Source organism: Agarivorans sp. B2Z047, assembly GCF_023373605.1.
GTDB lineage: Bacteria > Pseudomonadota > Gammaproteobacteria > Enterobacterales > Celerinatantimonadaceae > Agarivorans > Agarivorans albus.
In genome coordinates this window covers 3,209,321-3,222,141 of the sequence record NZ_CP088080.1, presented here as the reverse complement: position 1 = coordinate 3,222,141, position 12,821 = coordinate 3,209,321, and the positions used below count along the sequence as shown (strand labels likewise).

The 12,821-nt window shown below is 43.0% G+C and carries 6 protein-coding genes; all 6 read left to right on the top strand.

From position 1 onward, the window contains the following. Positions 1-25 precede the first annotated feature (25 nt). The 6 genes from LQZ07_RS14695 (at position 26) to LQZ07_RS14670 (ending at position 12,779) form a co-directional block, all read left to right on the top strand. Positions 26-1,741, top strand: a complete 1,716-nt coding sequence (locus LQZ07_RS14695; RefSeq protein ID WP_152780868.1) for a DEAD/DEAH box helicase — start codon at positions 26-28, stop codon at positions 1,739-1,741. 172 nt (positions 1,742-1,913) lie between these two features. Then, the gene (dacB, locus tag LQZ07_RS14690; protein ID WP_194164082.1) at positions 1,914-3,203 is read left to right on the top strand and encodes a D-alanyl-D-alanine carboxypeptidase/D-alanyl-D-alanine-endopeptidase; all 1,290 of its coding nucleotides are present in this window, start codon (positions 1,914-1,916) and stop codon (positions 3,201-3,203) included. Between the two features lie 198 nt (positions 3,204-3,401). After that, positions 3,402-4,781 carry a sodium-dependent transporter gene (locus LQZ07_RS14685; RefSeq protein WP_152780864.1) on the top strand — a complete coding sequence of 460 codons (1,380 nt, stop codon included), beginning with the start codon at positions 3,402-3,404 and terminating at the stop codon, positions 4,779-4,781. A gap of 149 nt (positions 4,782-4,930) precedes the next feature. Next, on the top strand, positions 4,931-7,555 hold the full coding sequence (gene pepN / locus LQZ07_RS14680; protein ID WP_152780862.1) for an aminopeptidase N: 2,625 nt from the start codon (positions 4,931-4,933) through the stop codon (positions 7,553-7,555). Positions 7,556-7,568: 13 nt separating this feature from the next. Further along, the gene (locus tag LQZ07_RS14675) at positions 7,569-7,787 is read left to right on the top strand and encodes a DUF2835 domain-containing protein (protein ID WP_016401874.1); all 219 of its coding nucleotides are present in this window, start codon (positions 7,569-7,571) and stop codon (positions 7,785-7,787) included. Between the two features lie 159 nt (positions 7,788-7,946). Beyond that, positions 7,947-12,779 carry an NAD-glutamate dehydrogenase gene (locus tag LQZ07_RS14670; protein WP_152780860.1) on the top strand — a complete coding sequence of 1,611 codons (4,833 nt, stop codon included), beginning with the start codon at positions 7,947-7,949 and terminating at the stop codon, positions 12,777-12,779. Positions 12,780-12,821: the final 42 nt, after the last annotated feature.

The following is a 12,821-nucleotide window of genomic DNA, read 5'->3' as shown; positions in this document are numbered from 1 at the left end:
TCCTTTAAATAATTGTGGGCCAAATATGACAGAATCCAGCAGTTCAAGTTTTGAGCAATTCGCTCTACCTGAAACGATTTTAAACGCTATTTCCGAGATTGGATTTGAGACGCCGTCTCCGATTCAGGAAAAGACCATTCCGTTACTGCTGGAAGGACATGATGTACTTGGCTTGGCACAAACTGGTACCGGTAAAACGGCCGCGTTTTCTCTTCCTTTAATTGCCAAACTTGATCCAAAGCTTAATGCTCCGCAAATGTTGGTTCTTGCACCAACGCGCGAGCTAGCTAACCAAGTTGCTGATGCAATTAAAGATTTTAGCCGCAATATTCCTGGCTTACGTGTATTGGCTATTTATGGCGGTGCAGATTACGGCCAGCAAATTAAAGAGCTACGTCGTGGCCCGCAAATTGTTGTAGGTACGCCTGGTCGTACTATCGACCACCTAGATCGCGGTAAGTTGAAACTAGACCAACTTAAAGCCTTAGTATTAGACGAAGCTGACGAAATGCTTCGTATGGGCTTTATTGACGATGTAGAACGCATTATGCGTGATATGCCTAAGCAGCGCCAAACAGCGTTGTTCTCGGCAACTATGCCGCCGGCAATTAAAAACATCACCAAAAATTACATGTCTGAGCCAAAAGAAGTAAAAATTGCGGCTAAAACTCAAACAGTATCAAATATTGATCAGTTCTACTGGCATGTTGCTGGTTTAAACAAGATAGAAGCGTTGGCCCGCATTCTAGAAGTTAACTGTGATAGCGCTTCAATTATTTTTGCTCGAACTAAAACGTCTACCACCGATATTGCAGAACGCCTAGAAGCAAAAGGCTTTAGTGTTGCCGCATTAAACGGTGATATGAACCAAAGCATGCGTGAGCGTACAATTACACGCTTAAAATCTGGCAAATTAGACATTGTTGTAGCTACCGATGTAGCTGCACGTGGCTTAGATGTAGAACGCATTGGCTTAGTGGTTAACTTTGATATTCCTTACGATGCTGAAGCCTATGTTCACCGTATTGGCCGTACTGGTCGTGCTGGACGTAGTGGTAAAGCAGTCATGTTTGTTGGTTACCGCGAGCAACGTTTGTTACGCAATATTGAACGTGTAACTCGTCATAAAATTGAGCAAATGCAGCTACCTACTCGTGAAGAAATCGAGAAGAAGCGTGTTTCTAGTTTCCAAGACAAGCTGGCTGCAGCGGTAGAAAATGCCAAGCTTGAAGATTATCAAAGCATTGCATCTGAACTCGTGACCAACCTAGGCATGAGCGAACTTGAACTCGCTACTGCGTTGTTGTTCCAAGCGCAAACTGCGCGTCCGTTCAAATTGCCTGCTGATCCAGAGCCTCGTTCAGCGCGCTTTAGCAAAGATAAAGAACGTGGTCACCGAGGCCAACGCGGTGAGCGTGGCGAGCGCAACCATCGCGGTCAACGTGGTGAGCGCAACGAACGTGGTGAAGGCGGCGCTAAACGCAAACGCCGTACCGCAGACGTGGAAATGAATACTTACCGTGTTGATGCAGGTAAAGAACACGGTGTGCAAACCAAGCATATTGTTGGTGCTATTGCTAACGAAGCAAACATTAGCAGTGATTACATTGGTAGTGTTAAGTTGTTTGATAGCTACTCAACGGTTGAGCTACCAAGTGGAATGCCTGAAAAGACATTTAATCACTTAAAACGCAGCTTTGTTCGCCAACGTGCGATGCGCTTAGAGTTAATTGCTCAGTAAGCGATTAACTTAGCAAAAGAAAAGGTGAACTTAGGTTCACCTTTTTTTATATACTCGGCATATTGTATATTAGAGTTTGGCAACTATGCGGGCTATTGTTAGATTTTCAGCTTTCCTTTCTATTGTTCTTACACCCTTTTTTGTACATGCGATCGTCGAGCCACCTGGTGCCTTGATCAGTTTTGTTAGCCCTGATAGCTCACAACATGCAGATTTACTGTTAACTCCTGCCAGCACTCTTAAAGTAGTAACCGCAACCGTTGCCCTTAAGCAACTAGGTAAAGATTACCGCTATACCACTAAGTTGAGCATTAAACCCAGTGATAAAGGCATGCATCTTCGCTTACACATGCGCGGCGATCCGAGTTTTACCAGCCAAGATTTAGTTACATTGCTGAATAAAGCTAAAACACGTTTTGGTTCTAAAGTCGCGTCTATTCAAGTTGATGACAGCGAGTTTACAGGCCATAACCGAAGCCAAGGGCAAGTATGGAATGACATCGGTATTTGTTTTGCTGCGCCAGCCAGCTCTTTAAATATTGATAACAACTGTATTAACGGTAATTTAAAGCCGGGCAAGGTAGGGCAGTTAAGCCGCCTACATATTAGTGATTCCCGTCTACTCAACATCGACAATCAAATTATTACTGTGAGCCAAAATCATCCCGATTGTGAGCAAAATCTGCGTGTAGGTGATCATAACCAGTATTCGCTGCAAGGTTGTATAAAGGCGAATAGCAGCATGATGCCATTACGTTTTTCGATTAACGATGAACAGCGCTATTTTTCAACGAAGTTAAAGCGAAACTTGGTGAGAGCAGGCTTAAGCTTTAAAGGCAACATTTCGTACCAGCAGCAACTTAGTCCTTATTATGAGAGCGTTCATCACCTTTCTGCGCCGTTACTTGAGTTATTAGAGTATATGCTGGTTGAATCTGACAACTTAACGGCAGATAGCGTATTTAAAACTTTAGCAAGAGAGCAGCAGCGCGCTGGTACCTATCAGCAAGCCAGTAAAGTTGTCGTTGAACAATTAAGTGCTTTGGGGCTTGATTTAAGCCGGGCACAAATTCGCGATGGTTCAGGCTTATCTAGAGAGAATCTGATTAGTGCAAACCTGCTTTATCAGATTATGCAGTTATGGCAATCAGATCCACAGTTACAAGCCTTAATTAAACGCCTACCTATTGCTGGACAAACCGGCACCTTAAAGTATCGCCGTAGCCTTACTCGTGCGCCTTTAAAGGCGCAGGTGCTGGCTAAAAGTGGTTATGTAAATGGGGTGGTCAACTTAGTTGGCTTTATCGAAAAAGGTGATCAGTTAAGGCCATTTGTATTGATGGCAAATGGGGTTTCTTTAAACGAACAAGAAGCAACTGCAGTAAAGAAAAGACAAACCTTACATCCCATACTACGCTATGAAAAGGAATGGTTAGAGCAACAATGGCAAGCGTTTAATTGATGTTTAATGCAATAGTTCAGAATGACTATTCAGGTGGATTAACTTGTTGTTGAGCTATTTGTAGATTGCTTGTGCCGACAGACCGCATAATTTCAGCATAAAGATTCATTTTGGCTGTAATTTTCCCTTTGTTTATGCTTATATTGGCGCCCTAAAATCATGGACGCAATTAGCAAACACAATATAAAAGAGAAAATCATGAGTAATAACACTTCGGTGAGTAATCGCTGGTCAAGTAACTTTGCTTACATTTTGGCTGCCACCGGCGCAGCTGTAGGCCTCGGTAACATTTGGAAATTCCCTTATATTATGGGTGAGAACGGCGGTGGTGCCTTTGTTCTTGTCTATCTTCTTTGTATTTTATTCATTGGTATCCCAGTGATGATGGCCGAGGTTTACTTAGGTAAACAAGGTCGTTCTACTCCTGCCAACGCGGTCGCTAAAGTTGCTATAGAAAATGGTCGTTCTAAGAACTGGGCATTTATTGGTGGCATGGGCGTATTAGCGGGCTTTTTGGTATTAAGCTTTTACATCGTTATTGCCGGTTGGGCAGTTGCGTATGTATTCAAATCTGCGGGTGGCGATATTAGCGCTGCAGCGGGTGACGCAAAACAAATTGGCGCTTTATTCGACGCATTAACTTCTGATCCTAAGCAGCTTGTTTTATGGGCTACTTTGGTAATTGTGGGCACTGTAGTTGTTTTAGCTAAAGGCGTAACCAAAGGTTTAGAGCGCATTGTTACTTTACTAATGCCTGCACTGTTTGTATTGCTAACCATCATTATGATTTATGCAGCAGTAACCGGTGATTTTGGCGCTGCAGTTAGCTTTATGTTCAGCCCAGACTTCTCGAAGCTGACGATTAATGGCGTGCTTATGGCACTGGGTCATGCATTCTTCACCTTGAGTTTGTCATCAGGCATTATGATGGTTTATGGCGCTTACCTTCCGGAAGGTGCCTCAATTGCTAAAACCTCTATTTACATCGCAATTGCCGATACCGTTGTGGCGCTAATGGCTGGTTTAGCTATTTACCCAATTGTATTTGCCAACGGTATTGAGCCAAGCGCAGGTCCTGGTTTACTGTTTGTATCATTGCCAATTGCCTTTGGTACGATGCCTCTAGGTGGCGTAATCTCTACGGTATTCTTCGTAATGGTAACCGTTGCTGCCTTTACTTCAGCCTTGGCGTTGCTTGAGTCTACTTCTGCTTACTTAGTAGAGCGTAAAGGTTTCCGCCGTAACGTTGCTGCAGTTGTTTCTGGTAGTGCGGTTTGGCTATTAAGCTTAGGTACTATTGGCTCATTTGCTGGCTGGGAAATCTTCCAGTTTGAAGAAAGCCCAATGGGCAAAAACTTCTTTGAAGTTTTAGATTACATTACTGCTAATATTCTACTGCCTTTAGGCGGCTTGTTTATTGCGGTATTTGTTGGCTGGATTGTTCAAGCTGACAAAGTGAAGCAAGGCATGGGCTTAGAGAGCCAAGCCTTCCAAATGTTCTCGAAGAGCGTTCGCTTTATCTCACCAATTGCCATTGCGGTAGTTTTCTTAAATGCGATTGGCTTATTGTCTTTTTAAGCTGAACGTATCTAAAAAGCCGGCTTAAGCCGGCTTAAGCCGGCTTTTTTGTTTTTAAAGCAGCAACAAAGCGTTAGCTGCGCATACTATTATCTTTTACAATAAAAACAGCTTACAAGTATTTCTCTTTTCTCAAATAAGGAAGTGTCATGGCCGACTCATCAGCTCAACCTACAGCCAAGTACCGTTCAGATTATCAAGCGCCTGATTACACTATTGAAAATGTTGCCTTAGAGTTCGATTTAGATCCTAGTGCTACCAAAGTTATCGCTGTATCAACGGTGGTTAGGCAGACAAATGACATTACCGACCTAGTGCTTGATGGTGAAAAACTGGAGCTGCTGAGTATTAAAGTTAATCAGCAAACTCATGATGCTTATCAAGTGAGTGAAGGGCAGTTAGTTATTAGTGAATTGCCAGCGCGTTTTGAGTTAGAAGTAGTGACTCAAGTTAACCCTAAGGAAAATAAAGCCTTTGAAGGTTTGTATCAATCGGGAGATGCTTTTTGTACTCAGTGTGAAGCAGAGGGCTTTCGCCGAATCACTTACTTTTTAGACCGACCGGACGTGTTGGCCACTTACAGCACTAAAATTATTGCAGATAAAGCCCAATATCCGTTTTTGCTATCGAACGGTAACAAGGTAGATCAAGGTGAACTAACGAATGGAAAACACTGGGTAAGCTGGCAAGACCCATTCCCTAAACCAAGCTACTTATTTGCTTTGGTTGCCGGTGATTTTGACTTGTTAGAAGATAGTTTTGTTACCCAATCGGGCAGAACTATTGCGTTAGAGTTATTTGTTGATAAAGGCAATTTAGATCGTACCGAACACGCCATGGCTTCGCTAAAAGCGGCAATGCATTGGGATGAAGAGCGCTTTGGCTTAGAGTACGACCTTGATATTTATATGATAGTCGCCGTTGATTTCTTCAACATGGGCGCAATGGAGAACAAAGGCCTAAACGTATTTAACTCTAAATATGTATTAGCTAATAAACAGAGCGCCACAGACAACGACTTTTTAGGTATTGAAGCGGTAATTGGTCATGAATACTTCCATAACTGGACCGGCAACCGTATTACTTGTCGAGATTGGTTTCAGTTATCGCTAAAAGAAGGTTTAACGGTTTTTCGCGATCAAGAGTTTAGTTCTGATTTAGGCTCGCGAGCAGTAAATAGAATTAAGAATGTTCGGATATTACGCAGTCATCAATTTGCTGAAGATGCTGGGCCTATAGCGCATCCCATTCGCCCGGATAAGGTGATTGAGATGAATAACTTTTACACCTTAACAGTGTATGAAAAAGGCTCGGAAGTGATTCGTATGCTGCATACCTTGCTAGGCGAAGAGGGTTTTCAAGCGGGAATTAAAACCTACGTTGAGCGCCACGACGGCCAAGCGGTAACTTGCGATGATTTTGTGAATGCGATGCAAGATGCTAGCGGCAAAGATTTAAGTCTGTTCAAACGCTGGTACAGTCAGTCAGGCACACCAGTGCTTAAAGTTCAAAGTGAATACAATGAAGCAAAACAACAGTACAGCTTAACCATTCACCAGCATACACCAGCCACCGCTGAACAAAGCGAGAAACAAGCATTGCATATTCCAGTGTCTGTAGAGTTGTTAAGCAGCAATGGCGAAGCCTTAGCGCTTAGCATGAATGGGCAAGCAGTTTCTCCAGTATTAGAGCTTACTCAGCAGCAACAAACCTGGCACTTTGAAGGCATTAGTGAGCAACCTACATTGGTAATGCTGCAAGAGTTCTCAGCCCCTGTAAAACTAAATATGGAATACAGCACAGACCAACTGTTGTTAATTATCAACCATGCCAGCAATACTTTTGCGCGCTGGGACGGCATGCAAAAGCTTGTTAGCGCGTGGATGAAACAAGCCGTAGCGCAAGTTCAAGCAGGTAGCAATTTGCAGCTAGAAGAGGCGATTGTTAATACCTTTAAGCTGCTATTAGAAGATACCTCGATTGATAAAGGTTTATTGGCAGAGCTGCTTACCATTAGTGGTGAGAATGAAATTGCTGATGGTTTTGTCCAAGTAGATATTGATGCAATTGCTCAAGCTAGAGACTTTTTCATTTATAGTTTAGCTGTCGCATTGCCTGAGCAATTTGCAGCCTTAGAGCAAGCTTGTGCAAAAGCCGATAAACAGAGCTTGGCCCATGATGACATTAATTTGCGCTCGCTACGTGCCGCATGTTTACAGTATGTGGCGCATACTCAGCCAGAGTTAGTTTCTGCAGCCTATTTTGATAGCCCAACTATGACTAATAAATTGGCTGCTCTGTCGGCTGCTAACAATGCCGGTATTCAGAAGCGTGATGCAATGTTTAAAGACTACGAGCAAAACTGGCAACATGATGGCTTAGTGATGGATAAGTGGTTTGCTTTAGAAGCCAGTTATGCCAAAGAGGGCAGTTTAGCGAGGGTTAAAGCTTTGGCGGAACACCCAAGTTTTAGTATGGAAAACCCTAACCGAGTACGCTCTTTAATTGGTAGCTTCGCTAACAACAATGCGCGTCACTTTCACGCAAAAGATGGTTCTGGTTATCGCTACTTAACCGATATCTTGTGTGTACTAAATACTCAAAACCCGCAAGTTGCATCGCGTTTGATTACCCCGCTGATCCAAACAGTTAAACTGGATGATGAGCGTAAAGCGCTCATTATTGAGCAGTTGCAGCGCTTAGCTGAGCTGGAAGACCTCAGTAAAGATCTATTTGAAAAGGTAACAAACGGCTTGCAACAACTTAAGGCCTAAGTGCAATCGAGCAATGAAGCAGTACTTTTTTAATATTCACATTTCTTATCAGGAGTTTGAGCGGGTATACCGAGGAACAGCCCGCTCTATTATTGCTACCGACAGTAATGGCATGCGCATTCAGATCCCTGCTTTGCGCTTTTTGCCTTTTTTAGACCGAAGCGGAATAAATGGTCGTTTTGTCCTGTCTACTGACAGCAACAATAAATTTCTGTCACTTCAAAAAGTCTAGTCATCTATGTTGTAAATATGTAAAAACGTGGTTTAATTGTTTGTAAGGTGAAAGTGGTTGTTTTGTCGATTATTTTCTAAAGCCAACTACACTGAAATAAACAATAAGCCATTGTTTTACACAATAATAATATTACTCTACTAGGATAAGGAATGCGTTATGACAAGAGCGCAGCAACATGCCTCCGTACTGCTTAAAAAAGTCTATCAAATCGTAAATCAAAAACTGGATAAAACGGCTGCTCCCTTGGCCGAAGAATTTCTCTCACGACTGTTTTCAGGCATGGGCAGTGACGATTTAGCCAATCGCAGCGACAGTGATTTATATGGAGTGGGAGTAGGGCTTTGGAATGCCCTTAATCATACTTCAACCTGCGAACGCCACATTAAGGTTTATAACCCCGAACTGAGCCGCCATGGTTGGCAATCTAGCCATACTATTATCGAGATAGTGGTGCCAGATTCGCCGTTCCTGGTTGACTCCATCCGCATGGCTTTAGGGCGTAGTGGCATTAATACTCACTTGTTAATGCATCAACCGATGCGCTTAGATCGAGATGATAATAACAAAGTGACGGCCGTTCATGATGTAGAGCATGCCCAGCTTGGCAATCAAACAGTATTCATGATTGAGATCGACCGGCAGAGCGATGAAAAAGCCTTACGACGCCTAAATAAAGAACTTAACACGGTATTGGATGAAGTTAATGTAGTGGTGAATGACTGGCAACCGATGCTCAAAAAGTTAAAGTCGGTGGCGGATGAATTGGCTAATAGCAGTGGCGCAAAAGACGATCAGTCTTTGGCCCAAAGCACCGCTTTTTTATCTTGGATGTCGGATAACAACTTTACCTTAATGGGCTATCGACACTATTCACTTAAACAAGTAAAAGGCGATTTGCAGCTAATACCTGATGAAACTGGCAGTTTAGGTTTGTACCGAGAATACGTAACCAGCCAAGTTGTCTCATTGTCTTCTTACACCACCGCAGGGCGAGATTTAGCCACTAACCAAGTCCCTTTGGTGTTAAATAAGAGCAACCATAAGTCACGGGTACATAGACCAGCCTATATTGACCATGTTGGGGTTAAAGTTTTTGATAAAAAGGGTAAAGTGATTGGCGAGCACCGTTTCATTGGTTTGTATGCCTCTTCTATATACAACCGTAGTGCTCTAGAAATTCCACTGATTAACCAAAAGCTAGCGAAGATAATGGTTAATTCGGATCTTCCTGCTGGTTCTCACGCTTATAAATCTTTACTAAACATCATGGAAACTTATCCCCGTGATGAGCTTATTCAGGCCACCGAAGAAGAGTTACTCAACATTGGTTTAGGCGTAGAGCAAATCCAAGAACGTGATTTGGTGAAGTTGTTTGTACGTAAGGATATATACGGACGCTTTTATTCTTGCTTGGTGTATACCACAAAAGAGCGCTACAACACTGCTTTGCGGATCCATAGCCAGCAAATTCTTAAGGAGCATTTTAAGTCTAAGGAAGACGTGGAGTTCTCAACTTACTTCACCGAAGGTTCAATGGCGCGAACCCATTACTTGGTGCGTGTAGAAAATAACGATCAGGAGTTTGACTTGAGCGACCTACAAACCAATCTTATTGAAGCCGCAAGAACCTGGGAAGACCGCTTAGTAGATTCACTTATTTCTAATTTTGGCGAAGAGCGGGCCATTCAGCTTAGTAATAAATATCAAACTGCTTTTCCTCGTTCTTATAAAGAGAATGTATTACCGGGCTCTGCGGTAGCCGATATTATTCAGTTTGAAGATCTTGATGATGAAAATCAGTTAGGCATGCTGTTCTATCGACCTCAGGAAGAAAACATCGATAGCAACCACGTTCGTTTAAAGCTGTTTCACCTAAATGAGCCTTTGCACCTGTCTGATATTTTACCCATGTTAGAGAACATGGGGTTACGAGTAATAGGTGAAACGCCTTATCGATTGACCACTAGCGATGGAAAAGTATATTGGCTGCTCGATTTTGCTATGACCTTTGTAGCTTCTAAAGAGCTAGATATTGAAAAGAATCGCGACAATTTCCAGCAAGCTTTGGCACAAATTTGGTCTGGTAGTTTGGAAGATGATGGCTTTAACCGTTTAGTCTTGGCTGCTCAGGCGTCTGGTCGAGATGTTGCGTTGTTGCGTGCTTACGCAAAATACATGCGGCAAATTGGTAGCAACTTTAGTCAAAGTTACATTGAAGAAACTTTTGCTAGCTACCCAGATATATCGGTTCTGCTGTTAGAGCTATTCCGTCGTCGTTTCAATCCAAGTCTTAAACGCTCAGATAAAACTGAAGAGAAAATTGAAGCTAAGTTAATTTCGCTGTTAGACGCGGTAGAAAACCTTGATGACGACCGAATCATTCGTCGCTATTTAGAGATGATTAAGGCCACCTTAAGAACTAACTTCTACCAGCTGAATCAAGATAAGCAGGTAAAAGATTATATCTCTTTCAAAATGAACCCTAGTGCAATATCAGACATGCCACAACCGGTGCCTATGTTTGAGATTTTTGTTTACTCTCCACGGGTAGAAGGGGTGCATTTAAGAGGCGGCAAAGTGGCACGCGGAGGTTTGCGTTGGTCAGATCGACGAGAAGACTTTAGAACCGAAGTACTAGGTTTAGTAAAAGCTCAGCAAGTTAAAAACACAGTAATCGTGCCCGTTGGAGCAAAAGGTGGGTTTGTATGTAAACGTCTGCCAAGCCCAAGTGATAGAGATGCGTGGTTGGAAGAGGGTAAAGAGTGTTACCGCACCTTTATTCGCGGTTTACTCGACATTACCGACAACAACGTAAAAGGTGAGATTGTTCCGCCTAAGCAAGTGGTTCGTCGTGATGAAGACGACCCTTATTTGGTTGTAGCGGCAGATAAAGGTACTGCTACTTTCTCAGATATTGCCAATAAGCTGAGTGAAGAATATCAATTTTGGATGGGAGATGCTTTTGCTTCCGGCGGCAGCAATGGATACGATCATAAAGGCATGGGCATTACCGCACGTGGTGCCTGGGAGTCGGTTAAACGTCATTTCCGTGAAATAGGTATCGATTGTCAAACTACAGACTTTACCTGTGTGGCTGTGGGCGACATGGCTGGCGATGTATTTGGTAATGGTATGTTGTTATCCGAACATACCTGCCTAGTGGCAGCTTTTAACCATATGCACATTATCATTGACCCAACTCCTGATTCTGCCTCTTCTTACAAAGAACGTAAGCGTTTGTTTGAGCTACCTCGTTCTTCTTGGGCAGATTACGATAAGAGCTTAATTAGTGAAGGTGGTGGTATTTTCCTTCGTAGCGCTAAGTCAATTTCACTGACACCACAAATCCAAAAACTGCTAAATACAAAAGAGAAGAGTGTTACACCTAACGCGCTTATCAAACTCATTTTGTGCTCGTCTGTAGACTTGTTTTGGAATGGCGGGATTGGCACATACGTTAAAGCAAGCTCAGAGTCTGACTCAGAGGTTGGTGATAGAGCTAATGACGCAGTGCGAGTTAACGGTAAGCAGCTTGGAGCCAAGATTGTTGGTGAAGGAGGTAACTTGGGTATCACCCAATTAGGGCGAATTGAAATCGCATCTAACGGTGGTCGAATAAATACTGACTTTACTGACAATGTGGGTGGCGTAGATTGTTCAGATAACGAAGTTAACATTAAAATCTTACTAAATGGCTTAGTAAGTAATGGTGATTTAACCGAGAAACAACGTAACAAACTACTGGTGGACATGACCGAGAACGTTAGCGAGATTGTTTTAGATAACGCTTATCGTCAGGGCCAGTCTATTAGTATTTCTGAGCAATTAGGCGCCGCTACCGTTAAAGAAGTCATCCGCTTTATGCATGCTCTAGAGCGCGACAATCTGCTTGATAGAAACCTAGAGTTTTTGCCTAGCGACGAAGAGCTAATAGAGCGCCAATCTAATGGCCAAGGTTTAACGCGTCCCGAGTTAGCGGTGTTAGTGGCCTACGGTAAGATGGTACTTAAAGAGTGGTTTAATGTTGAAGAGGTGACTGAAGATCCTTATTTGAGTCAAACGCTCATCACGTCTTTCCCTTTGCTGTTGCAGCAACGTTACGTAGCCGAGATGCATCAACACCCTCTAAAACAAGAAATTGTGGCCACTCGTTTAGCGAACAAAGTGGTTGACGATGTAGGCTTTAACTTTGTTACCCGTTTAGTTGAAGAAACAGGAGCGACCCCAGCTGAGATTTGTAACTGCTATGTCACAGCCTGCGAAGTGTTTGGTGTGTGGGAACTGTACGAAAAAATTGAAGGTTTAGATAACAAAATCAGTGCTCAGCTACAGCTGAAAATGATGGATAACTTGCGCCGAATTATTCGCCGTGCAACTCGTCGTTTCTTAACCTTGCGTGACCGCTCGCTGGGCATTGCTCAACAAATAGAACGCTATCAGCCTAGCTATTTACAGCTGCAAAAGAATCTTATGGATGTATTAGCCGCTGAAGAAGTTAAGCTGGTTAACGATGAGTCTAAACAGCTGCAAGACCAGCAAGTACCGGCAGAAATCGCTTGTGCAATGGCTAAAATGAACTCGCTTTACTCAGTGTTAGACTTAACTGAAGTAGCAGAGCAAGCCGAACAAGATATTGTAGCGGTAGCTAAGCTGTACTTTAACTTAGGGACTAACATTGGTTTGCATTGGTTCTTGGATCAAATCAACCTACAAAGTGTTGATAATCATTGGCAAGCACTAGCTCGATCTTCCTTTAGAGAGGATCTTGATTGGCAACAGCGTCAGTTAACGGTAAGCGCCTTGAAATGGGCCAGTAAAATGGAAAGCAATGATCCCTTAGATGACTGGTTAGCAGCCCACGAGCCTTTGTTAGACCGCTGGAATCACATGTTAGCTGACTTTAAGACCGGAAATACCCACGAGTTTGCAAAATTTTCGGTTTTATTGAGGGAATTGAACCTATTAAATTTAAACTGCTCCGTAAATTAGTATAAAATACTGCCCCCGAAGCCCTGCATCTTCGGGGGTCTT